22 protein-coding genes, 1 tRNA gene, 1 rRNA gene and 1 other RNA gene are annotated in these 26,202 nt (G+C 23.4%); 14 read left to right on the forward strand and 11 right to left on the reverse strand.

All coding sequences use genetic code 11. From position 1 onward, the window contains the following. The first annotated feature begins 274 nt into the window (after window positions 1–274). Window positions 275–712, forward strand: a complete 438-nt coding sequence (gene nusB / locus RJX12_RS01820; RefSeq protein ID WP_343192057.1) for a transcription antitermination factor NusB — start codon at window positions 275–277, stop codon at window positions 710–712. Between the two features lie 300 nt (window positions 713–1,012). Here nusB and RJX12_RS01825 read toward each other — a convergent pair whose 3' ends face one another. After that, entirely contained in the window at window positions 1,013–2,161 is a 1,149-nt protein-coding gene (locus RJX12_RS01825; protein WP_343192058.1) for an MFS transporter, read from the reverse strand. A 43-nt stretch (window positions 2,162–2,204) separates the two neighbouring features. Between RJX12_RS01825 and RJX12_RS01830 the strand changes: the two genes are divergently transcribed. Continuing rightward, on the forward strand, window positions 2,205–2,522 hold the full coding sequence (locus RJX12_RS01830; protein ID WP_343192059.1) for a TusE/DsrC/DsvC family sulfur relay protein: 318 nt from the start codon (window positions 2,205–2,207) through the stop codon (window positions 2,520–2,522). Window positions 2,523–2,629: 107 nt separating this feature from the next. Here RJX12_RS01830 and cyoE read toward each other — a convergent pair whose 3' ends face one another. The 5 genes from cyoE to cyoA form a co-directional block, all read right to left on the reverse strand. Beyond that, window positions 2,630–3,508 (reverse strand): heme o synthase, encoded by an 879-nt coding sequence (cyoE, locus tag RJX12_RS01835; RefSeq protein ID WP_343192060.1) that lies wholly within the window; start codon window positions 3,506–3,508, stop codon window positions 2,630–2,632. 11 nt (window positions 3,509–3,519) lie between these two features. After that, window positions 3,520–3,849 (reverse strand): cytochrome o ubiquinol oxidase subunit IV, encoded by a 330-nt coding sequence (gene cyoD / locus RJX12_RS01840; protein WP_343192061.1) that lies wholly within the window; start codon window positions 3,847–3,849, stop codon window positions 3,520–3,522. After that, window positions 3,842–4,465, reverse strand: coding sequence for a cytochrome o ubiquinol oxidase subunit III (gene cyoC, locus RJX12_RS01845; RefSeq protein WP_343192062.1), 624 nt, complete (start codon window positions 4,463–4,465; stop codon window positions 3,842–3,844). Before cyoC ends, cyoD begins: the two co-directional genes overlap by 8 nt. Then, entirely contained in the window at window positions 4,452–6,446 is a 1,995-nt protein-coding gene (cyoB, locus tag RJX12_RS01850; RefSeq protein ID WP_343192063.1) for a cytochrome o ubiquinol oxidase subunit I, read from the reverse strand. Before cyoB ends, cyoC begins: the two co-directional genes overlap by 14 nt. Before the next feature lie 77 nt (window positions 6,447–6,523). After that, a complete protein-coding gene (gene cyoA, locus RJX12_RS01855) occupies window positions 6,524–7,363 on the reverse strand; it encodes a ubiquinol oxidase subunit II (RefSeq protein WP_343192064.1) in 840 nt (279 codons plus the stop codon). A gap of 191 nt (window positions 7,364–7,554) precedes the next feature. Here cyoA and RJX12_RS01860 point away from each other — a divergent pair, with 191 nt between their 5' ends. The 6 genes from RJX12_RS01860 (at window position 7,555) to RJX12_RS01885 (ending at window position 17,490) form a co-directional block, all read left to right on the forward strand. Next, window positions 7,555–7,881, forward strand: a complete 327-nt coding sequence (locus RJX12_RS01860; RefSeq protein WP_343192065.1) for a BolA family protein — start codon at window positions 7,555–7,557, stop codon at window positions 7,879–7,881. Between the two features lie 558 nt (window positions 7,882–8,439). Continuing rightward, window positions 8,440–9,060: an ATP-dependent Clp endopeptidase proteolytic subunit ClpP gene (gene clpP, locus RJX12_RS01865; protein WP_343192066.1), complete on the forward strand. Its 621-nt coding sequence runs from the start codon at window positions 8,440–8,442 to the stop codon at window positions 9,058–9,060. Between the two features lie 102 nt (window positions 9,061–9,162). Next, the gene (clpX, locus tag RJX12_RS01870) at window positions 9,163–10,467 is read left to right on the forward strand and encodes an ATP-dependent Clp protease ATP-binding subunit ClpX (protein WP_343192067.1); all 1,305 of its coding nucleotides are present in this window, start codon (window positions 9,163–9,165) and stop codon (window positions 10,465–10,467) included. A 162-nt stretch (window positions 10,468–10,629) separates the two neighbouring features. After that, the gene (gene lon, locus RJX12_RS01875) at window positions 10,630–12,975 is read left to right on the forward strand and encodes an endopeptidase La (RefSeq protein WP_343192068.1); all 2,346 of its coding nucleotides are present in this window, start codon (window positions 10,630–10,632) and stop codon (window positions 12,973–12,975) included. A gap of 1,003 nt (window positions 12,976–13,978) precedes the next feature. Further along, window positions 13,979–15,709, forward strand: a complete 1,731-nt coding sequence (locus tag RJX12_RS01880; protein ID WP_343192069.1) for a SmdA family multidrug ABC transporter permease/ATP-binding protein — start codon at window positions 13,979–13,981, stop codon at window positions 15,707–15,709. A gap of 23 nt (window positions 15,710–15,732) precedes the next feature. After that, window positions 15,733–17,490, forward strand: a complete 1,758-nt coding sequence (locus RJX12_RS01885) for a SmdB family multidrug efflux ABC transporter permease/ATP-binding protein (protein ID WP_343192070.1) — start codon at window positions 15,733–15,735, stop codon at window positions 17,488–17,490. 41 nt (window positions 17,491–17,531) lie between these two features. On the opposite strand, the gene ffs is transcribed toward RJX12_RS01885, so the two are convergent. Continuing rightward, an RNA gene (ffs, locus tag RJX12_RS01890) (signal recognition particle sRNA small type) lies at window positions 17,532–17,628 on the reverse strand. Window positions 17,629–17,792: 164 nt separating this feature from the next. Between ffs and dnaX the strand changes: the two genes are divergently transcribed. The 4 genes from dnaX (at window position 17,793) to adk (ending at window position 22,110) form a co-directional block, all read left to right on the forward strand. Further along, complete coding sequence (gene dnaX, locus RJX12_RS01895; RefSeq protein WP_343192071.1) at window positions 17,793–18,905, forward strand: DNA polymerase III subunit gamma/tau; 1,113 nt, start codon at window positions 17,793–17,795, stop codon at window positions 18,903–18,905. A 124-nt stretch (window positions 18,906–19,029) separates the two neighbouring features. Next, the gene (locus RJX12_RS01900) at window positions 19,030–19,362 is read left to right on the forward strand and encodes a YbaB/EbfC family nucleoid-associated protein (RefSeq protein WP_343192072.1); all 333 of its coding nucleotides are present in this window, start codon (window positions 19,030–19,032) and stop codon (window positions 19,360–19,362) included. Between the two features lie 132 nt (window positions 19,363–19,494). Then, on the forward strand, window positions 19,495–21,363 hold the full coding sequence (htpG, locus tag RJX12_RS01905) for a molecular chaperone HtpG (RefSeq protein ID WP_343192394.1): 1,869 nt from the start codon (window positions 19,495–19,497) through the stop codon (window positions 21,361–21,363). Window positions 21,364–21,462: 99 nt separating this feature from the next. Continuing rightward, window positions 21,463–22,110 carry an adenylate kinase gene (adk, locus tag RJX12_RS01910; RefSeq protein ID WP_343192073.1) on the forward strand — a complete coding sequence of 216 codons (648 nt, stop codon included), beginning with the start codon at window positions 21,463–21,465 and terminating at the stop codon, window positions 22,108–22,110. A gap of 43 nt (window positions 22,111–22,153) precedes the next feature. Here adk and RJX12_RS01915 read toward each other — a convergent pair. Further along, window positions 22,154–22,228, reverse strand: a tRNA-Arg gene (locus RJX12_RS01915). A 210-nt stretch (window positions 22,229–22,438) separates the two neighbouring features. On the opposite strand from RJX12_RS01915, the gene folD reads away from it, so the two are divergent. Then, a complete protein-coding gene (gene folD, locus RJX12_RS01920) occupies window positions 22,439–23,308 on the forward strand; it encodes a bifunctional methylenetetrahydrofolate dehydrogenase/methenyltetrahydrofolate cyclohydrolase FolD (protein WP_343192074.1) in 870 nt (289 codons plus the stop codon). 6 nt (window positions 23,309–23,314) lie between these two features. Here the strand turns inward: folD and cysS are convergent, their stop codons facing one another. Continuing rightward, window positions 23,315–24,712 carry a cysteine--tRNA ligase gene (gene cysS / locus RJX12_RS01925; RefSeq protein WP_343192075.1) on the reverse strand — a complete coding sequence of 466 codons (1,398 nt, stop codon included), beginning with the start codon at window positions 24,710–24,712 and terminating at the stop codon, window positions 23,315–23,317. A 395-nt stretch (window positions 24,713–25,107) separates the two neighbouring features. On the opposite strand from cysS, the gene ybeD reads away from it, so the two are divergent. Continuing rightward, complete coding sequence (gene ybeD, locus RJX12_RS01930; protein WP_343192076.1) at window positions 25,108–25,371, forward strand: DUF493 family protein YbeD; 264 nt, start codon at window positions 25,108–25,110, stop codon at window positions 25,369–25,371. Window positions 25,372–25,545: 174 nt separating this feature from the next. On the opposite strand, the gene cspE is transcribed toward ybeD, so the two are convergent. Both cspE and rrf read right to left on the reverse strand, forming a co-directional pair. Continuing rightward, complete coding sequence (gene cspE, locus RJX12_RS01935) at window positions 25,546–25,755, reverse strand: transcription antiterminator/RNA stability regulator CspE (RefSeq protein ID WP_343192078.1); 210 nt, start codon at window positions 25,753–25,755, stop codon at window positions 25,546–25,548. Between the two features lie 302 nt (window positions 25,756–26,057). After that, window positions 26,058–26,173, reverse strand: a 5S ribosomal RNA gene (gene rrf, locus RJX12_RS01940). Window positions 26,174–26,202: the final 29 nt, after the last annotated feature.

Consider the following 26,202-nt stretch of genomic DNA (forward strand, 5'->3'; position numbering starts at 1 on the left):
AATAAATAAAATTAAAAATAAAATCAAATATATCATTAACTAGATATTTAATAAAAATCAATATAGTAATAGATAAACTTATTTTTTAATCTAATTTATACCTATTAAACAACTTAATGAACCGTTATATATTTTAGATAAATAAATTAATTTAAATACATATAAAAAAATATTTTTTTTTAAAATAAAAATAATGTATAAAAAATAATTATAATTACCTATATACTATTATTTTTAATCCAATTAAATTATACATCTTCAAGGAATAATAATTATGACTCAAAAATCTCGAAGAAAAACTAGAGAATGTATTATACAAGTGTTATATTCTTGGCAAATATCTAAAAATAACATTGATTATATAAAATCTCAATTTTTTGAAGACCATAACATACAAACAATAGACATAAAATATTTTAATGAAATAATTACAGGAGTTGTAAAAAATTACCAAATGATAGATAAATTGATTACACCATACCTTTCTCGTGATTTAATAGCAGTAGGACAGATAGAAAAAGCAATACTTAGATTATCATTTTATGAATTATTAAATAGATCAGACGTTCCATATAAAGTATCAATCAATGAAGGAATAGAACTAGCTAAATCTTTTGGAGCAGAAGATAGTCATAAATTCATAAATGGTGTATTAGATAAAGCCGCTAATACTTTAAGAATAAATAAAAATAATATAGTATCTATTTATTAAATGTTAAAAATAAATATGTAAATACTAAATCATTTTAATTACTATAAATAAATCTACATTATATATATCAACTAAATTTTGACAAATATTTAAAATACTAAGTAAAATATGTGAAAACTTATTGTTATTTATTTTTTATCTTAAAAATAAGTTATATATATAATAAGCAAATAACTATATTAATTATATGTATAACTTTATAAATAATTTATAATATATGTGCATTATATTTTACATACTTAATTATATACAATACATATCATCACTATTTAAATACTATCACAAATAATACATAAAAAATTAATATCTAACTAATAAAAATAAAAGAAACCATATCATAGTAATAAGTAATCCTATTAACATAACTCCTTCTATATTAAACATACCTAATATCCAACCACCCAATATACCACCAATAGCTGAACTTAAAAACTGTATAGTAGAATAAATACCCATAGTCATACCTTTGTATTGAATAGGAGATCGTCTACTGACTAAAGTTGGTAAAAAAGATTCTAATATATTAAAAGCGATAAAAAATATTTGTATACCTAACAAAAACATATAAAAATTATTTTTATAAAATATATTTAAAATAGATGATAATATCAATAAAAAATTTGCTGTTATTAATAACATGTATTTTTTTTTACAATAAAAAAATAATATTGATACAATCAAAAAAGATACTGTTATAATCAATAAATATATTTTCCAATGAAACGATATAGGAAATTTTAATATTTCTAACTGTATAGGTAAAACAATAAAATTTAATACCAATAATGCATGTAAAACAAAAACTCCACAATACAAAAATAACAAAATTCTATCATATAAAATTAAAGACATACCTTTCTTAAAATCATCTAAATTAAAATTTATAGATATTACATGAGTATTCGGAATAAAAAAATAAGTTACTAAAATCGTAAAAATAGACAAACACGCAGCTACTAAAAATAATCCCTGAAAATTCATTATATTAATAATTATTGGAGCAATAATAATTGACAAAGAAAAAGAAATACCATAAATAACACCAACTAAAAACATAATCTGAGTATATTTGTTATCTTTTACTACATCAGACAAACATGCCATACAAGAAGAAGAAATTGCACCTAACCCTTGTAAACCTCTGCCAAATATTAATCCCCAAATAGAATTCATACATCCTGCTATAATATTTCCCAATAAAAATAATATTAATCCAAACAAAATAACTGGTTTTCGACCTATTTTATCTGAAAAAAAACCAAACGGAATTTGTAATAAACATTGAGTAAATCCATATATACCTATTGCACAACCCATTAAAAATTTATTACCGTTTGATAATATTAAACTATAAAAACTAATTACAGGAAATACCATAAACATACCAAAAACACGTAAACTTAAAATTAAACAAATACTCATTATCACTTGCAATTCTTTTTTTTTCATAATAGAATCTTTTATTATTTATTTTACTAATATTAGATTAACAATGCTACATCAATATAAAAAAATACTTAAAAATCATTATTATAACCAAAATAAATGGAATGAATCTATTGCTAATAATATAGCAAAAAAAGAACTCATTAATATGACTTCACAACATTGGGAAATTATTTACATTGTAAAAATATTTTATTGTCAATTTAAAATTACACCATCTATGAGAATGTTACTCACTTTTTCACAAAAAAAAATGGGACACAAAACAATTAATAGTAGATATTTATTTAAATTATTTTCTGAAAACTCTTTAATTAAAATTAGTAAAATTGCTGGAATTCCTAAACCAAATTCATGTTTATAATAAATATTAAATTTAATTAATCCTAATTAAAACTTTAAATATATACCCATAAAAATATATAAGTGATATTTATATATAAATTAAATATATTACATTTCTGTAAACACTCAATTCTGAATTATACTATTAAAATCTAAACACATAGTAAAACTAATAATAAAAATCAAAATAATAGAAAAATAAAATAACGTACGAGCCCAACAAATATTATTTGTAATATATAAACCCTTTAAACCTAAAAATAACCAAAATGATCCAAAAAATAAAGTAACTAATAAATATGTTTCACCTGCATATCCCAAAACACTTAACATGCTAGAAAAAAATATAAAACATATAATATAAAAAATAATTTGATATTTAGTAACTAACAAACCGTATAATATAGGTATAGTAGGTATATTAACTTTCTTATAATCATGATTGTAAATAATTGCAATTGCTAAAGAATGAGGAATTTGCCAACATATAAACATCAAAAGTAAAAAAAAAGCACAAAAATTAAAACCATTTATAACAGAACAATAACCAATAACTGGAACAATAGCTCCAGACAAACTACCAACAAAAATAGAATAAATACTATTCCTCTTCAAATATAAACTATATAGCATAACATAAATAAAAAAAGCTAATAAAGCCAAATACATTGATAACAAATTTATGTAATAATAGAAAATAAATATTCCCCAAAAAAACAGTATATATGAAAAGTATAATATTAATTTAATTGAAACAAATTGAGTAACTAACATTCTTTTATTAGTTCTATACATTTGTTTATCAATATCTCTATCAATGACATTATTTAATATACATGCAGACGACATAATTAATGTTATAGCTACTGTAGTTAATATTAATAATTTAAAATCTAAAATTCCTTTAGAAGCTAAACTATACGCCCCTAACATTGTAACTAAATTACCTATTATAATCTTTGGTTTAATAAGCTCTATAAATTTTAAACTATTTAATATTTTCATATAAATATACTTTAATAACACATGACATTAGAAGTAAGATTAGACATTATCCAAATAGATCCAGACACGATAATAAAAATTACTATTACAGTAAACATTATTGTAATAATATTCCATTTATTCTTATTATCTATTCTTAAATTTAAAAAATATACACAATGAATAACAATTTGCACTAAAGCACATAATGATATTACAATATCTAATATTATATTTGACAAAACCTGTACTTTAACTAATAAAAATGGAATAATTGTCAATATAATAGAAAAAATACAACCTAATATATAAGAATTGATTACAGTAATCATATTTCGTATTTTTTTATAATTATTAAACATTATATAATCCAATTAAATACACAAAAGTAAATATACAAATCCATACAATATCCAAAAAATGCCAAAATAAACCCAGACATGAAATACGTATTTCAATAATACGCGTAATACCAAATTTAATAATTTGTAACAATAATATTAATATCCAAACTATTCCACAAAAAATATGAAATCCATGAGTTACTATAATCGTAAAAAAAGCAGACAAAAAACCACTACGACTAGGTCCATATCCTTTTAATATTAAAGAATAAAATTCGCGACACTCAAAAATAATAAAAATTAATCCAAAAAATAACGTAAATAATAAAAACAATATTGATTGTATTTCTTTTTTTCTATATATAGAAATTTTAGCAATAGTATAAGTAATAGTACTTAATAATAAAGCTATACTCTCAAAAACTACAGTAGTAAATTGAAAAATGTCTTGTCCAGATGGTCCATAAGCGGTATTATTTTTCATAATAAAATAAACTGCAAACAAAGTTGCAAAAAGAATACAATCACTCATTAAATATAACCAAAAACCAAAACATTGTTTAGATAAATTAATTATTTTATGTTGAGACGTTAACTTGTTTTGAACAGTATACATATTATTATTTAATGTCATTTTTAACCCACTTTTGTAATTTTTTCAAACGAGTTATTTCGTTTTTATCAATTTGTTTGCAAGAAATAATATTATGAATTTCATTCTTAAAACTTTTAATAATTATTAAACAAATTATCCCTATTAATGACGTAAAAAACATCCAAAAAATATGCCAAACAGCAGAAAAACCACATATTAAGGAAAACGAACTAATGAAAATACCATAAATAGTATTTTTAGGTAAATAAATATCAGAGTAAGTTTTTTTAATAGACTGATGAACTTTTAACTTTTTTATTCTCCAATATTCATCTATACTTTTCACTATAGGAATATTAGCAAAATTATAAACAGGAGGAGGAGATGAAACAGACCATTCTAAAGTTCTACCGTTCCACGGATCACCGGTTAAATCCATATTAAAAGCTGAATCACGAACAGAAACAAAAAATTGAATAATTTGACAAATTATTCCTATTAAAATTAATAACACACCTATCATAGCTGTAATTAACATAACATGAAATTCAGAGTCAATATTTTGACTAATACGACGAGTCATACCCATAAATCCTAAAACATAAAGTGGCATAAAAGCAACAAAAAAACCTAAAAACCAAAACCAAAAAGCACGAATTCCCCATTTTTCATTTAAAATAAAACCAAATAATTTAGGAAACCAATATGTAATACCAGCAAAACAACCAAAAATTACCCCACCTATAATAACATTATGAAAATGAGCAACTAAAAATAAACTATTATGTAATACAAAATCAGCAGCCGGTAAAGATAACAATACACCAGTCATTCCACCTATTGAAAAAGTAATTAAAAAACCAACAGTCCACATCATACAAGAATGCATATAAACACGACCTCTATACATAGTAAAAAGCCAATTAAATATCTTCACTCCTGTAGGAATAGCAATAATCATAGTTGCAATTCCAAAAAATGCATTCACATCTCCTCCGGCTCCCATCGTAAAAAAATGATGTAACCAAACAATAAACGATAAAATAGTAATAACAATTGTTGCCCAAACTAAAGAATGATATCCAAATAAAGATTTTTTTGAAAAAGTAGAAACTACTTCAGAAAAAATACCAAATGCAGGTAAAATTAAAATATATACCTCAGGATGACCCCAAATCCATATTAAATTAACATACATCATAGCATTACCTCCTAAATCATTAGTAAAAAAATGAAAATCTAAATAACGATCTAAAGTTAATAAAGCTAACGTTGTTGTTAAAACAGGAAATGCAAATAAAATTAATACATTAGCGCACAAAGAAGTCCAAGTAAAAACAGGCATTTTAAACATATTCATACCCGGAGCTCTCATTTTTAATATTGTAACTAAAAAATTAATAGCAGTTAAAGTTGTACCAATTCCTGAAATCTGTAAAGTCCAAATCCAATAATCTACTCCTACACCGGGACTATACTGTAAATTAGATAATGGAGGATAAGCCAACCAACCAGTTTGAGCAAATTCACCTAAAAATAAAGATATATTCATTAAAATAGCCGCACTAACAGTTAACCAAAAACTTAAATTATTTAAAAAAGGAAAAGCTACATCTCTTGCTCCAATTTGCAATGGAATTACTAAATTCATAAAACCTATCACTAACGGCATAGCAACAAAAAAAATCATAATAACGCCATGTGCAGTAAATATTTGATCGTAATGATGAGAAGACAAAAAACCAATGTGCTCAGAAGAGGAGGATAACACTTGTTGCATACGCATCATAATAGCATCAACAAAACCACGAAATAACATCACAAGAGCAAGAATAATATACATAACGGATATTTTTTTATGATCTACTGAAGTAAACCATTCTGACCATAAATATTTCCAACGCCCCATATAAGTCACTATTCCCAATACACCACTAAAAATAAAAAAAATTATAAAAAAAGTAGTCATGATAATAGGTTCATGATAAGGAATAGCGTCTAACGTAATTTTTCCAAACATATACAATCCTTTAATATTTAGTATAAAATTAAATAATATATTTTATTAATTATGTAAAAATATCATATATTAATTTTTTAATTTTTATACTGTTTAACAATCTTATTTAATAAGTCACAATCAACATCAGAAAAATATTGAGTATTAAACTTGTTATGTGAATTAGCAAGATAATTAAACATTTTGATAGTTTTTAAAGTATAGGGAACATGTTTTATTTTTAATATCCACTGATTAAAATATTGTTTATTTGAACTAGATATTACTGAAAATTTCATATTCGAAAAACCATTGCCACTATAATTAGAAGAAAATCCTTTATAATGTCCTGATTGATTAGCTAATAAATTTAATTTACTTATCATACCTGCCATAGCATATATTTGACTACCTAAATCAGGAACAAAAAAAGAATTCATCACTGTATTAGAAGTAATTCTTAAATTAATTGGTGTATTCACAGGAAATACAATTTCATTAATAGTAGCAATTTTATAATCAGGATATATAAATAACCACTTCCAATCTAATGATATAACATCTATATTAATTGGTTTAATAACAGAAATCATTGGTTTACTAGGTTCTAAACGATGAGTTGATTTCCATGACAAAACAGAAAGACAACAAATAATACAAATAGGAACTACCCAAATAAATGTTTCTATTAAATATGATTTATTCCAATCAGGAGTATATATTCCATGTATATTAACACTTCGATATTTCCAAATAAAAAATAAAGTCATTAAAATTACTGGAATCACTATAATTAACATCATAAAAAAAGATATTAAAATCAGTGAACGTTGTTCCATAGCTACATATCCATGTGGATTTAATACAGCACTTTGACAACTATTTATATAATAAAAATAATTGAAAAATACAATTAAAATATTTTTTTTTATATTCATATCTTAATTTTATAACTCCAAGAATAAAAATATTAATACTAAAAATAATATTGACTCATATAAAATATATAACACTTATTGTCAAAGGAATTTATATATTATATTGTTTTAATAACACTATATCTATTATAATACAATTTTTATTCTCATAAGAATAAACGTTCATTAAAAAATAAAAATATAAGAAAAGTATGAAAAATACACTATTGCAACAACTACTAACAAAATTTCAAAAAAAAAATGTTACAATTTACGATGAAAGTCATAAACATAATTTATTAAATAAAAAATTTACACATTTTTTAATTATAATTGTTAGCAACAATTTTATTAATAAAACATTATTAACAAGACATCGAATAATTTATCAACTACTATTAAATACAATAAAAACATATAAAATTCATAGTATATCCCTATATACTTATACTCATAATGAATGGCGAGATTTAAAAAATAAAGAAATTATTTCACCTACTTGCACAAAATATAATAATATTAATCAAAAATTATTTTAACCTATAAAACATATCCTATATATCATAACATCAACTACTATATATGTTTTTATATTATACAATATTATTACTGTGCTACTTACTAAAATATATGTAGTAAATATACTATAATACATCGATTATATTAATATAAAATAAATTAAATAAAAATTATAAAATTTAGTAAAAAAATATTTACTATATAAATAATTTTACAAAATATGTAACTCTCAATCATTAACGTTCCGTAAAAACAACCAATTTTATTATATAGAATATACGTATGAAAAATAATTAAACTACTTTTTACATTGATCGTTACAACATTAAAAATATATATTTTAAAAATACGCTTTACTAATCAGTATAAAAGTATAAATAAAATAATCTGATATAATCAAATATTAAATTTTTTATTTAAAAAATATGCTTTATTCAAATATTATTCAATATAATCTGTCAACTGTTTATAAGAAACATAAAAAATGCATAAATATTTTCACTATTGTGTTAAAAAAATATTCTAAACTATTTTAAAAATTTAAAAATATGTATTAATAGATATTAATAGGTAAAATAATGTCATATGATAAACAAAATAAAATCACTCAAAATAACTTAATACCAATAGTAATAGATAAAACATCAAAAGGAGAACGTTCCTATGACATATACTCACGTCTTCTAAAAGAAAGAATAATATTTATTACAGGTAATATAGATGATATAAACGCTAATTCTATAGTAGCTCAAATGTTATTTTTAGAATCAGATAATCCTAAAAAAGATATATATCTGTATATCAATTCTCCTGGAGGTATAATTTCATCTGGTATGTCTATTTACGACACTATGCAATTTATTAAACCAAGCGTTAATACAATTTGCATAGGACAAGCTTGCTCAATGGGAGCATTACTTTTAGCAACAGGTGAACAAGGAAAAAGATTTTGTTTACCTAATGCTAGAATTATGATTCATCAACCATTAGGTGGATTTCATGGTCAAGCTTCAGATATTGCTATACATGCTAATGAAATTGCTCAAATTAAACACAAAATCAATAAAATTATAGCTTTACATACTGGTAATTCATTAAAAAAAATTAATAAAGACACAGAAAGAGATTATTTTCTTTCAGCATCTGAAGCAATCCGTTATGGATTAATTGATTCAATACTAACAAGAAGAAATGAATAATATATTTTATAAAAAATCATGTTTCATATCATTTAATAAAATATACATTTATTTTTTTGACCAGTAAAATATATTACTCATATTTAATAGGAGAAATTAATAATGTTTGATAAAAAACAAGATGAACTTAAAAAACTCTTATATTGTTCATTTTGTGGAAAAAACCAACAAGCAGTATTAAAATTAATAGCTGGACCATCAGTATATATATGTAATGAATGTATTACTTTATGTAATAACATTATTAATGAAGAAACTATCACAAGATCTACACATAATACAATAAAAAAACCATTTCCAACTCCTCATCAAATTAAAACTCATCTAGACAATTATGTTATTGGACAAGAAAAAACTAAAGTAATACTAGCTGTAGCTGTATATAATCATTACAAACGAATTTATAATATAAATAAAAATAATAAAATTGAATTAGGAAAAAGTAATGTATTACTAATTGGTCCTACAGGTAGTGGAAAAACTTTACTAGCTGAAACACTCGCCAAGTTTTTAGATGTACCATTTACAATTGCTGATGCTACTACTTTAACAGAAGCTGGATATGTAGGAGAAGATGTAGAAAATATTATACATAAATTACTTCAACAATGTAATTACAACATACAAAAAGCTCAAATTGGAATAATTTATATAGATGAAATAGACAAAATTTCAAAAAAATCAGATAATCCTTCAATTACTCGAGATGTTTCTGGAGAAGGTGTTCAACAAGCTTTATTAAAATTAATCGAAGGAACTATAGCATCTGTACCTCCGAAAGGAGGAAGGAAACACCCACAACAAGATTTTTTACATGTTGATACATCAAAAATACTATTTATATGTGGAGGTGCATTTTCTGGTTTAGAAAAAATAATTACTCATAGAATAGAAATAGGTAGAAGTATTGGATTTCATGCTACTGTTTCAAATAAAAAAAATAAAATAAGTCATGATAAACTACTGAACAAAGTTAATTCTGAAGATTTAATTAAATTTGGATTAATTCCTGAATTTATAGGAAGATTACCTATTGTTAGTACATTACATAAATTAGATCACAAAACTCTTATTAGAATCCTATGCGAACCAAAAAATGCATTAACAAAACAATATCAATATCTATTCCAATTAGACGGTGTTAAATTAGAATTTAATAAAGAAGCTATTTCAGCTATAGCAAAAAAATCAATAAATAAAAAAACTGGAGCAAGAGGTTTACGTGCAATTATAGAAAATATTTTATTAAATACTATGTATGATTTACCTTCTATGCAAAATATTAAAAAAGTAATTGTCGATAGATCAACGGTACAAGGTAAATCTGTACCAGAATGTGTTCATGAAGATTCTATACTTATACCTAACCAAATACATAAAGAAAAATATAAAATTACTGCACAATAAATTAAAATAAGGGGAAACATTTCCCCTTTTATTATATAAAATTACTTATCCATTGAACACTCAATATTGATTACTATATACTCACTATATATTTAAAATATAATACCTGTTAATTATACAATATCGATATTTTCAAGAAATTATATTATAAAAGAGAATAATATGAATCTTAAAATTGCCACAAAAATTGAAATTCCCGTTTTGCCGTTAAGAGATGTAGTAGTTTACCCTTATATGGTAATACCGCTTTTCGTGGGTCGAGATAAATCAATAAAATGTATTCAAGCATCCATGGAAAAAGATAAAAAAATTATGTTAGTTTCACAAAAAGAAGCATCAATAGATGAACCTAAAATGGATGATTTATTCATTATCGGGACTATATCTTCTATTTTACAAATGTTAAAACTTCCTGATGGAACTATTAAAGTCTTAGTAGAAGGACTTCAACGCGCAAAAATATATGACCTAAAAAATAATGGAGACTATTTTAGTTCAGAAATAGAATTAATACCTACTCCAAACATTAAAAATAAAACACAAAAAATATTGATTCGAACTACAATAAATCAATTTGAATCTTATCTTAAACTGAATAAAAAAATTCCTCTAGAAATATTGAATTCTTTAAACAACATAGATAATGCCGCACAATTAGCAGATACTATTGCTGCACATATGCCTATGAAATTATCTGATAAGCAATCTATTTTAGAAATTACTAAAATAGATAAAAGATTAGAACATCTTATGATTATTATGGAATCAGAAATGGAATTATTACAAGTTGAAAAAAAGATAAGAAATCGAGTCAAAAAACAAATGGAAAAAAGCCAAAGAGAATATTATCTGAATGAACAGATGAAAGCTATTCAAAAAGAATTAGGAGAAATAGACGATATACCTGATGAATATGAAACGTTAAAAAGAAAAATTCATGCTTCTAAAATGCCAAAAGATGCAAAAAAAAAGAGTAAATCTGAATTACAAAAATTAAAATTAATGTCAACAATATCTGCAGAAGCTACTGTGGTAAGAAGTTATATAGACTGGATGATTCAAATTCCATGGTATATGAAAAGTAAAATAAAAAAAGATATTAAAATAGCTAAAAAAACATTAGATCAAGACCATTTTGGTCTAGAAAAAGTCAAAGAAAGAATTCTAGAATACTTGGCTGTCCAAAATAGAACCAATCAACTAAAAGGACCTATTTTATGTTTAGTAGGACCACCTGGTGTAGGAAAAACATCTTTAGGAAAATCAATAGCCAAAGCAACAGGAAGAAAATATATTAGAATGGCTTTAGGTGGTATACGTGATGAAGCTGAAATTAGGGGACATCGTCGTACTTATATTGGATCTATGCCTGGAAAAATAATCCAAAAAATGGCAAAAATAGGAGTAAAAAATCCATTATTTTTATTAGATGAAATCGATAAAATGTCTTGTGATATGAGAGTCGATCCTGCATCAGCTTTATTAGAAGTATTAGATCCAGAACAAAATTTTGCTTTTAATGACCATTATTTAGAAATAGATTACGATCTTTCTGATGTAATGTTCGTTGCTACTTCCAACTCAACTAATATTCCAGCTCCATTATTAGATCGCATGGAAATTATTCGTATATCTGGTTACACAGAAAATGAAAAATTAAATATTGCTAAATCATACTTAAAACCAAAACAAATAAAAGAAAATGCTTTAAATTCAGATGAATTAACAATATCTGATAATGCACTCACTAATATTATTAATTATTATACACGTGAAGCAGGAGTAAGAAATTTAGAAAGAGAAATATCAAAGATATGCCGTAAAACAGTAAAATTATTAGTTTTAAATAAACTATTAAAACATGTCAATATAAATTGCAAAAACTTAAAAAAATATCTTGGCGTCCAACGTTATGATTACGGGAAAATTAGCAATAAAAATCAAATTGGACAAGTAATAGGATTAGCATGGACAGAAGTTGGAGGAGATTTACTAACAATTGAAACAACTTGTGTTCCTGGAAAAGGGAAACTAATCTATACAGGATCATTAGGAGAAGTTATGCAAGAATCAATTCAAGCTGCATTAACTGTGGTACGAGCTCAAGCAAAAACTTTAGGAATTAAAGATAATTTTTATGAAAAACACGATATACATGTTCATGTACCAGAAGGAGCTACTCCAAAAGACGGACCTAGCGCTGGAATTGCAATGTGTACCGCTATTGTATCTTCTTTAACAAATAACCCTGTACATTCTAGTATAGCTATGACTGGTGAAATTACTTTACGTGGTCAAATATTAACAATAGGTGGATTAAAAGAAAAATTATTAGCAGCTCATCGTGGTGGAATTAAAACAGTATTAATTCCTTATGAAAATACACGTGATTTAGAAGAAATACCAAAAAATATAGTTTTAAACTTATGCATTCATCCAGTCAAAAATATAAAAGAAGTTTTAAATTTAGCTTTAGAAAAAAAACCTTACATTATTACAACTGAATAATATTAATATTTTTTATATAAATAAACAAGTTGAAAAAAAATGCATATATTTTATCAACTTGTTTTCATAAATTAAAATAATTTTTTTATGAAAAAATAATAAAAACAAATATAAAAAATTCACACCAATAAGTGAAATAAATTATTAGAATTAATTATATTATAACTTATTTTATGAAATAAATATATATCAAATAATAAATCAATACTGTTATTAAAATTAATTTCATTAATTTTAAATTACTAATAAAAAAATAATTCAAAAAAATTTTATTTTTTATATATAAAAAAACATTTTTTATTTAATAAAAATACTAAATTTTATAAATTTACTGTGTAATATAAGAATATTGTTAATTTGATAAAAAACTATATTATAGTATCTTAGATCAAATTAAGGATATACTTTTAATAATTTTAATTTTATATTTATGTTTTTTATTTTTTTATATAAATAAAATATATTTGACATTATATTAAATACATTATTATTCTATTAAATTTTTTTATTTTCATTTATTCTATTTACTTATAATTTATAGATTAATAAATATTTTCTTTAACAACTTATCTATAAAAAATTTATTGTTATTAAATAGAAATATATATAATATTAATTATTTATTAAAAATAACAAAAATATCTTAGAAATGAAAACATAATTTAATACAATATAAACTAAAAAAATTCTAAAAAATATTCTATTTTTGTCAAAAATTAAATTTTATTAATATAAATACACGTCTATTTTTTAATTCATAATAAATGAATACAAACATATTTTTTATAAATAAATATATAATATATATACAAATAAGATAATAAGCTACTATAAATAATACAACATTAGATTATTATTTAATCAATATTTAATGTTAAATTTACGTAATAAATTCATAAAAATAATACAAAATTATTACTGTATATTTTTGCAAATACTTCAACAACTAAATTTTAAATTTTTATACCACATTAAACATTAGTATAACTTTTAGGAATTTTTTGTGAAATTATTTAATCAACTAAGTTGGTATTTTACTTGTGAATGGAAACGTTACTTAGGCGCTATCTCTTTACTAATTGCAATTGCTATTTTACAGCTATTACCTCCTAAAATAGTGGGAATGATTGTTGATTTAGTTATGCAAAAACAGATTAATAATACGAAAATATTCTATTGGATTATCTTAATGCTATTAACAGCTTTATTAGTTTATATTTTAAGATATATCTGGAGAATTTTACTTTTTGGAGCAGCTTATAAATTAGCCATTAAATTAAGGGTTAAATTTTATGACTATATCAGCTATCAAAATTCCACGTTTTACTTAAAATATCGCACTGGCGATTTAATGGCTAGAGCAACTAATGATGTAGATAAAGTTGTATTTGCTGCAGGCGAAGGCGTTCTAACACTTGTGGACTCATTAATTATGGGAATTTCAGTCTTAATAATTATGATTACACAAATTAGCTGGAAATTGACATTTTTATCATTATTACCTATGCCAATGATGGCTTTAATTATAAAAAAACATGGAAAAAAATTACACAATACTTTTCATAAAGCTCAAAAAGCATTCTCTTCTCTAACTAATCAAACACAAGAAAGTTTAACTAATATTCGTATGATTAAATCTTTTGGATTAGAAATAGAACAATGTCAAAAATTTGATTTAGTAGCTAAAATAGCTGGTGAAAAAAATATGGAAGTTGCAAAAATAGATGCCAAATTTGATCCTACTATACATTTAGGAATATCACTATCTAACTTACTTGCTATAATAGGAGGTGGCTGGTTAATTTGGAACGAAGAAATTACATTAGGACAATTAACAAGTTTTATTATGTATTTAGGACTTATGGTTTGGCCTATGTTGGCACTAGCCTGGATGTTTAATATAGTAGAAAGAGGAAGTGCTGCTTGGGAAAGAATTCAATTAATGATGAAAAACAATCTATTAACTAAACAAGGAATCCAAAATTTTCCTTTAACACCTAAAAAATTAGAAATCAAAATTCATAATTTTTCTTATCCAAATACTAATAAAAACATTTTAAAAAAAATTTATATTAAATTATATCCAGGAGAATCTTTAGGTATATGTGGACCAACAGGATCAGGAAAAAGTACATTATTAAATTTAATACAAAAACAATTTAATATAAACGATGGAGATATATTATATGATGATACATCATTATCTCATTATAAAACTACAGAATGGCGTAAACGTATTGCAATAGTAAATCAATTATCTTTTTTGTTTTCAGATACTCTTGCAAATAATATCTCATTAGGTTGTCCTAATGCTACACCTTATATGATTGAAAAAGCAGCTAAACTAGCTAATATACACAAAGATATTATTTTATTTCCTAAAAAATATAATACTCCTGTAGGAGAATATGGAGTTATATTATCTGGAGGACAAAAACAAAGAATATCAATAGCTAGAGCATTATTAATGAATCCAGAAATATTAATACTAGATGATGCACTATCTGCTATCGACATAGAATGTCAACAAATAATATTAAAAAACATTCAGAAATGGAAAGAAAAAAAACATACATTAATTATTAGTTCACATCGATTATCATCATTAATTAATTGTAATAAAATAGCTGTACTAAATAATGGTTATATTTCTCAATTAGGTAAACATATCTCTTTAATGAAAGAAGAAAAATGGTATAAAATTATGTATAATTATCAAAAGTTAAGTATTTAAGATAATAAGGATATAATATTAATATGTTATTCAATACTTCTCATGACTTAACTAGATTTTGGAATATATTAAATCGTTTATTAAAATATATAAGTATTTGGAAAAAACAACTTATTATCGCTTTTTTATGTTTAATAATAGCATCTATTACTGAAGTATTAGGACCAATACTAATTAGTTACTTCATTGATAATATTGTTGTTTCTCATAATCTTAATATTACATTAATCGTTTTTATTATTATTGGATTTATAATGTTACAAATATCTTCAGTAACATTAAATTATTATCAAACAATTTTATTCAATAAAACTGCAGTAAAAATAGTACAGAACTTACGATTAGATGTAATTAAATCCGCTTTACAACAACCGTTGTATATATTTGATACACAACCAATAGGACAAATAATATCTAGAATTACGAATGATACAGAAATAGTTAAAGAACTATATGATACGGTTATTGCAACAGTATTCCGTAGTATTGTATTAATTTGTGTTACATTAATAGCTATGTTTAGTTTAGAATGGCATATGGCTAGTATTGCTATAATTATATTTCCCATGGTAATTATGGTCATGTTTTTTTATCAAAAATATAGTACTCCAATATTAAGAAAAGTAAAAGAATATACAGAAAATACAAATAACCAATTTAATGAAATTATTAATGGAATGCAAATTATTCAACAATTTAATCAAGAAAAAAAATTCAAACAATGCATTAAAAAAAATAGTAAATTACATTATTTAGCTCGTATGAAAATTTTAAGATTAGATGGTCTACTACTAAGACCCCTATTAAGTTTATTTTCAGCAATTATTTTATGTGGTTTAATTATATCATGTAATATATTTTCTACTCATTTATTTGAAATAGGTGTACTATATGCATTTATTAGTTATCTCGGTAGATTAAATGAACCATTAATTGCGATTACTACACAACAATCGATATTACAACAAGCTATTGTTTCAGGTGAAAGAATTTTTGAATTAATAGATACACCAAATCAAATATACGGATCAGATTTACTAAAATTAAATAGTGGATCTATTGAAATCAAAAACCTAAATTTTTCTTACCATAACAACACATTTTATACCTTAAAAAATATTAATTTAATTATCCCTTCAAAAGGATTTACAGCATTTATAGGTCATACAGGTAGTGGAAAAAGTACACTCGCTAATTTGTTAATGGGTTATTATTCATTTAATCAAGGTAAAATTTATATCGATAAACGCCCAATACATTCTTTAAGTCATCAAACATTAAGAAAAGGAGTATTAATGGTACAACAAGAACCTTTAATACTAGCTGATTCTATATTGACTAATATCACTTTAGGAAGACATATATCAGAAAAAAAAATTTGGCAAGTTTTAAACATGGTTCAACTCACATCTTTAGTACAATCAATGCCGCAAGGAATTTATTCAAATTTAGGAGAAAAAGGAAATAATTTATCTGTAGGAGAAAAACAATTAATAGCTATTGCTAGAGTATTTGTAGTTAATCCAAAAATATTAATACTAGATGAAGCTACAGCTAATATAGATTCTGAAACTGAACAAAATATACAAAATGCACTGTTATCAATAAGAAAGTTTTCAACTTTAGTTGTAATTGCTCATAGATTGTCTACTATTATTAAAGCAGATAATATAGTAGTACTTCATCAAGGAAAAATAGTCGAAAAAGGTTCCCACAAAATACTAATGCAAAAAAAAGGATATTATTGGAAAATGATTAAAACACAAATTAAAAAATATTAAAAAAATAAACTTAAAAATATTTTTTATATTAATAAAAAAGACTCTATTAGCTTAATTTAAGTACCTGTTTACTTAATATGGCTGCTTTTTTCCAAATCTGACCAATTTCTTAAGAATACAGTACAAAAAGTGCTAATAGAGTACTATCTTTATAATAAACTGATTAAAATACTTATATATTTTATTTTATATAAAAATTTTTTTTTTGCAAGTATATTTAAAAAAATATTATTATAAATATTTTAATTATAAAAAAATATAGTAAAATATATAAATACAAAATAATTAAGTTATTAAAATATATGAACTATTATCAAGCATTAGCACGAAAATGGAGACCACAATCTTTTAACGAAGTCATAGGTCATAAATATATTATTAAAGCTATTTCAAATGCTTTATCTCTAAAAAAAAATCATCACGCTTGGATTTTTTCTGGTACCAGAGGTATTGGAAAAACAACAATTTCAAGATTATTAGCTAAAAGTTTAAATTGTAAACAAGGAATATCTTCTAACCCTTGTCGAATATGTTCTAACTGTCAATCAATAGAAAAAGGTAATTTCATCGATTTATTAGAAATAGATGCTGCATCTAAAACTAAAATAGAAGATATAAAAGAGTCACTCAATAACATCCAATATTCACCTGTACAAGGACGATTTACTATCTATTTAATAGATGAAGTGCATATGCTTTCTAGATATAGTTTTAACTTTCTTTTAAAAATACTAGAAGAACCCCCAAAACATATAAAATTTATTTTAGCTACAACGAATCCAGAAAAAATTCCCAATACTATATTATCCCGTTGTTTAAAATTTAACTTAAGAGAACTAGACATTAATGATATTATATATCAAATAAAAAAAATACTACATTATGAGAACACTAAATATGATTTAGAAGCCTTACAAATAATATCTAGAACAGCTGCGGGTAGTTTAAGAGACGCATTAAACTTAACAGAACAAGCAATATCTATGGGCAATGGAATTATAACACTTCAAGACGTTACTCATATGATAGGTACAATAAATGCTTTACAATCTTTATCATTAACTATAGCTTTACTAAAAAAAGATGCAAATAAAATTTTTTTATTATTAAATAAAATAGCCAATCAAGGAGTTAACTGGGACTCAATTTTAATTGAAATTCTTAGAACATTATATAACATTGCCATGTTACAAACAGTGCCATCACTATGGGATAATTCAAATTATAGTATACATGAAAAAAATATGTTATCTAATATAGCAAGCAAAACAAATAATGAAGATATTCAATTATATTACCAAGCATTGTTATTAAGTAGAAAAGAATTATACATGGCACCAAGCTATAAAATTGGTACTGAAATGGCTTTACTAAAAACATTAAATATAAAAAATACCCGTAAATTAATTATGTAAACTAAAAAAAATATTTCTATTCTCTAATCAATAACTGATATAATATATTCAAACTAATTTATTAAAAAAAATAATTTTAACCAATATTAAATCTAACAATATTACATGTATAAAGAAGAAAAAAATGTTTACTAAAAATGGATTAGGTCATTTAATGAAACAAGCTCAACAAATGCAAGACAAAATGTCAAAAATTAAAAAAGAAATTACTGCTCTAGAAGTAACAGGCGAATCTGGTGCTGGATTAGTCAAAATAACTATCGACGGTGCTCATCATTGTAAAAAAGTAGAATTTGATTCTAGTATAATACTAAAAGATGATAAAGAAATGCTAGAAGACCTAACTGCTGCTGCATTCAATGATGCAGAACGAAAAATTTCTGAAGCTCATAAAGAAAAAATGACAACAATTTCTTCAGGAGTAGATTTACCTAACGAATTCAATTTTCCAATTTAAAAAAATAATGATATTGTATATAATAAATTAAATAAATGTGCTTTAACTAATAAAAAATTAATTTATTGCATGTAACATCATACTCAAATATAAAATATCCTACCGATATATAATTAAGGATTATTTATGAATATAAAAACACAAGAAAAACATGAATTTAAATCAGAAATAAAACAATTATTACATATAATGATTCACTCCCTATATTCTAATAAAGAAATTTTTGTTAGAGAATTAATTTCGAACGCATCTGATGCAATAGATAAATTGAGATTTAAATCTATCACTTCAGAAGAAATACATAAAAATTTTTCTAATGGATGTATTACTATTTACATTAATAAAGAAAAAAACACGTTAACAATTAGTGATAATGGTATAGGAATGACACGTCAAGAAATTATTGACAATTTAGGAACTATTGCTAAATCAGGTACTAAAGATTTTATTAATTCACTAATGAATGATAAAAAAACAGATAATCAATTAATAGGACAATTTGGAGTAGGATTTTATTCATCATTTATTGTATCAGAAAAAGTATTAGTACGAACTCGAGCTGCTACAAATTTATCAGAAGAAGGAATACAATGGGAATCATCAGGTCAAGGTGAATATACAATTCACAATATTGTAAAAAAAGAACAAGGAACAGAAATAATTTTATATCTTAAAAAAGAAGAAAAAGAATTTTTAGATATATGGAAAATAAAAAATATAATAAAAAAATATTCCGACCATATTTCTGTTCCAATAAAAATATTTAATTTTGACGAACAAAAAAAAACGGGTACGTGGGAACAAATTAATAAAGCAACAGCGTTATGGACATTAAATAAAACAGAAATCAAAATAGAAGAATATCAAGAATTCTATAAACATATAACAAATGACTTTAATAAACCTCTCATATGGAGTCATAATCACGTAGAAGGGAATCAAGAATATATAAGCTTACTATATATTCCAGAAAAATCTGCGTGGGATCTATGGAATAGAGAAAACAAACATGGTTTAAAACTATATGTAAAAAGAATTTTTATTATGGATGATGCATCACAATTTCTACCAAATTATTTAAGATTTGTCAGGGGTCTAATTGATTCAAATGATCTTCCTTTAAATATCTCAAGAGAAATACTACAAGATAATCATATTATACAAAAATTACGTCGATCGTTAACTAAAAGAGTTTTAAATATGTTAACAACATTAGCTACAAATGATCCTGAAAAATATAAAATATTTTGGAATCAATTTGGACTAGTACTAAAAGAAGGACCAGCAGAAGATTCAATTAATAAGAATGAAATTGCTAATTTATTAAGATTTTCTTCTCTTAATTCAAATAATTCAGAACAACATATGTCACTTGTTGATTATATTCAAAATATGAAAACAGAACAAGATAAAATCTACTATATTACGTCCGATAGTTATGCTGCTGCCAGTAGCAGTCCTCATTTAGAATTCTTTAAAAAACATAACATTAATGTTTTATTACTTTTTGATCGAATTGATGAATGGATGATGAATTATATAACTGAATTTCAAGGAAAAAAATTTCAGTCTATTAGTAAAGATGATGAATCATTGAATAAATTAGTAAAAAAAAATAATCAAATAGACAAAAATGTAGAAGAAAACATAAACGATTTCATTAAAAAAGTAAAAACTATATTGAAAGATCAAGTAAAAGACGTACGGATTACATATAGATTAATTGATACACCATCAATAGTATTGACTGACACAAATGAAATGACTACACAAATGGCAAAATTATTTTCAGCTGCAGGTCAAAACATACCACCAATAAAATATATATTTGAAATAAATCCAAATCACATTTTAATAAAAAAAATAATGAACGTAAATGATTCCATAATCTTTAATGAATGGATTCAACTTTTGCTAGAACAAGCATTATTAGCTGAAAAAGGTAATTTAGATAATCCAAATCAATTTATTAATAGAATTAATTTATTGTTAAGTCATTAAGTAAATATATGTATGAATGTATACAAAAAAATAATTAATTATTTATTATAAAATTATATGTATAAAAATACAGTGATATTTTATAGCAAGGAATAATTCATGCGTATTATTTTTATTGGTCCTCCAGGTACAGGTAAAGGTACTCAATCTAATTTTATTACTAATAAATATAGTATTCCTACCATATCTGTGGGAGATATTTTAAGAAGCAATACAACACAAAACAACGAATATAATAAAAAAATCAACGATATCATTAATGAAGGAAAATTAGTTGACGATAATACTATTGTTCAATTAACAAAAAAAAGAATTCATCAAATAGATTGCAGAAAAGGATTTGTATTAGATGGATTTCCACGGACTATACCACAAGCACATGCTTTAAAAAATATGAATATTAAGATAGATTATGTTATTCAATTTGAGCTATCATATAAACTAATAATAGATAGAATTAAAGGTAGGAGAATTCATATCCCATCTGGTAGAATTTATCATAAAAAATATAATCCACCAAAAAAAGAAAATATAGATGATATAACAGGTCAAAAACTTACTGTTAGAAAAGATGATAATGAAGAAAAAATAAATAAAAGAATTGAAGAATACCAAAAATATACTCTTCCTTTAGCTGAATATTACAAAAAAGAAGAACAGTTAGGATATATTAAATATTACATAATTAATGCGCAATTGACTCCACTGATTATACACAAACAATTGGAAAAAATATTTATTCAATAAAATAAACTAATTTACTACATATATCATCATCCATCATCCATCATGCACCCTACAGGACTTGAACCTGTGACTTACGGCTTAGAAGGCCGTTGCTCTATCCAAACTGAGCTAAGGGTGCGGATTGTTACTTATTTATAAAAAATTATATTTTATATAAAAATTAAAAAAAAAATAATCTAAATATATATTATCATATATATTATCATATATATATATAATACATTTATTTTTTAATAAAAAAATACTTTTTAAAAAATACAATATAGCAATGTAGCTTATAAGTGATATAATAAAACTAATAAATAATTTTGTAAAGTTGAGTTATTATATGACAGCAAATATTATAGATGGTAAAAAAATTTCTAATACTATAGAGGAAAATATTAAACAAATTGTAAAAAAAAGAATATTATTAGGCAAAAGAGCTCCTGGATTAGCAGTAATCTTAATAGGAAACGATCCTGCTTCAAAAATTTACATCAATAAAAAAAAAACAATTTGTAAAAGAGTTGGATTTATTTTAAAAAATTGGCATTTACCTATAAATATTACTGAAAAAAAAATATTAAAATTAATAAATCAATTAAATAATGATAACTGCATAGATGGAATATTAATACAACTACCTTTACCTAAAAACATTAATAAAGAAAATATAATTAATAGTATTTTACCAAAAAAAGATGTAGATGGTTTTCATCCTTATAATATAGGTTGTCTTTCTCAAAGATATCCTAAATTAAGACCATGTACACCATTTGGGATAATAACATTATTAAAAAAATATAAAATTAATACTTATGGTTTACATGCTGTAATGATAGGAGCATCTAATATAGTGGGTCGACCAATGAGTTTAGAATTACTACTAGCAGGATGTACTACAACCATCGCTCATAGATTTACGAAGAATTTAAAATATCATGTACAAAATGCTGATTTACTAATTGTGGCTGTAGGAAAACCAAATTTTATTCATGGAACATGGATTAAACCAGGAGCTATAATAATAGATATTGGTATAAATAGATTAAATAATGGAAAAATAGTGGGAGATGTGCATTTCAAATCAGCTTGTTTAAATGCATCCTATATTACTCCTGTTCCTGGAGGTGTTGGACCTATGACTGTTATCTCACTATTAAAAAATACTCTTTATGCTTGTGAAAATTTTCATGATAATTTAAAAAACAACTAAGTACTATTATTTTTTAATACTATACCAAAACGTATCATTTTGATTATCTTCTAATATGATATCTAAACTAAATAAATATTTACGAATATTATCTGCTTGAGTCCAATTTTTCAATTTTCTAGCATTATTCCTTATATATAACATTTTTTCTATTGTTGTAATGTCTATTTTTTGAAATTTAGTCTGTTTTTTAAAAAAATCATGTGGATTTTTATATAATAAACCTAACTGATTTCCTAAAAAATACAAAACTGATGCTAATTTATTTACTTCTATACTATCTTTTTGTATTTTTAAAACATTAATTTTTTTTGCTAAATTAGATAATATGGAAAATACCAACGGAACATTAAAATCATCATTCATAGCATTCCTAAATTCTAACTCAAATATAGAATGACGAAACAATGTATCTTTATAATTTGTAGAATATAAAGCTCTATATAATCTTATTAACGATATACTAGATTGTTTTAAAACTTCTTCAGAATATAATAAAGGTTGTCTATAATGTGTAGATAATAAATAGTAACGAATAATTTCAGAATCATACTTATTCAATATATCTCTTAAAAAAAAAACATTTCCCAATGATTTAGACATTTTTTTATTTTTTATAATTACCATCCCTGAATGTATCCAATAATTAGCATAAATACTTTTATTAACACAAGTAGACTGAGATATTTCATTTTCATGATGAGGAAATAATAAATCTGATCCACCACCATGAATATCTAACGTTTTACCTAATAGATACCTGCTCATAGCAGAACATTCTATATGCCATCCAGGACGACCTTTCCCCCAAGGAGAACACCAATACGGTTCATTTTTTTTAGATACTTTCCATAATACAAAATCTAATTTATTTTTTTTGATAATCCCTTTATTACATATACGTTTACCAGATCTTAAATATTTCAAAAATTGTCCAGATAATACACCATAATTAATATCACTATCAACAGAAAAAAATACATTTCCTTCTTTTGATATATAAGCATGATTAGAATTTAATAATTCAGTAATCATTTGAATAATAACTGGTATATAATTAGTTACTCTCGGTTCTTTATCTGGTGGTAATATATTAAGTTCTGTAAAATCTTTATGCATTTCATTAATCATACTATTAACAAAAAAATTCATACATTTATGTTTCTTATAAGAAACATTAATTATTTTATCATCAATATCAGTAATATTACGTACATATGTAACTGTATATCCACAATATCTTAAATAACGCGCAATTAAATCAAATATAATAAACGTTCTTCCATGCCCAATATGACATAAGTCATATACAGTTACTCCACAAACATACATATTAACATGATTCAAAAAAACTGGTTTAAAATTTTCCTTTTTTTTAGTTAAAGAATTAAAAATTTTTAACATAAATAAATCTCTTCAAAAAAACTAATAAAAAATAAAATATGTAAAAGAACACCATAAATAATATATAAATTATTTGTATAAATAATTTATATATTATTTATTCATATAAAAAATAATCAAATATGTTAAATTGATTATTTTTTTATCTATTCTAATTTAATACTATTCCACTTATCATTTATATTATAGGATAATAAAAAATATATTTTAAAATAAAAATAGAGAAAATATGTCAAAAAAATCTTTTAATATAAAAATATGTAATATATTACATTTAGTAAAAGATAAAAACATTAGTAAGTTTTTATTATAAAATAAAATATTATCACGTTGTAATAAAAAGAAATTTTAATAGTATTTTTTATTCTAAAAAATACATAACAAGAGTCTTAAAAATGAAAACGAAATTAGAAAAAATGTTAAAATTTCCTTGCTCCTTTACTTATAAAGTAATAGGATTAGCTCAACCAGAGTTAGTAGATAAAATCGTTAAAGTAATTCAATTAAGACTACCAGGAGATTATGCCCCTAATATTAAATCAAGCAATAAAGGTAATTATTTATCTATTTCTATTACAGTATTCGCTAAAAATTTTTCTGAAATAGAAATTTTATACCATGAATTAAGTAAAATTAATTTAGTAAGAATGGTGTTATAATATTTTTTTGTAATAAAAGAGGTAACATATATTTTAAAAAATAAAATAAATATATAATATATTTTTATTAGTAAAATAGATTATATAATCTAATCAACCATACAAAAATAATAGTGCAGCACTTAATAGAACTGCACTATAAATTTTGCATTTGAAATAATAAATACATTATTCTTATAAGCTAACTACATTAGCAGCAGAAGGTCCTTTAGCTCCTTCAGTAATTTCAAATTCAACACTTTGACCTTCTGTTAACGTTTTAAATCCATTACTTTGAATTGCTGAAAAATGAACAAATACATCTTTACTTCCATCTTCAGGTGTTATAAAACCAAATCCTTTAGACTCATTAAACCACTTTACATTACCTTTAATCTTCGACATCTATATTACCTTTACATGAAAATATAAACTAACTCATTCAATAAGCTAGTAAAAAAAATTTTATTAAATTTAATCAAATTTTATTTAAAAAAATAATTTATTTTTTAATATGACTAATAAATTATAAGTATTGTACCTGATTAATCAAGATTTTAAATTATTAATAATAGTTTTAATAACTGTTAATTTATTTATAATATAATAAAATTTACATATTTAAAACATATACCTATTAAAACTTATCAGGCAACATATAAAAAACAACCAAGGATAAATTTATCCTTGGTTGTTTTTTATATGTTGCCTGGCAATGTCCTACTTTTACACGGAGAAACTCCGTACTATCATTGGCGTTGAAATGTTTCACTTCTGAGTTCGGAATGGTTTCAGGTGGTTCCATAACACTATTTTTACCAGGCATTATTAAACTAAAAATAAATATGTTTA

This window comes from Buchnera aphidicola (Formosaphis micheliae) (assembly GCF_039403185.1).
GTDB classification, from domain to species: domain Bacteria; phylum Pseudomonadota; class Gammaproteobacteria; order Enterobacterales; family Enterobacteriaceae; genus Buchnera_C; species Buchnera_C aphidicola_B.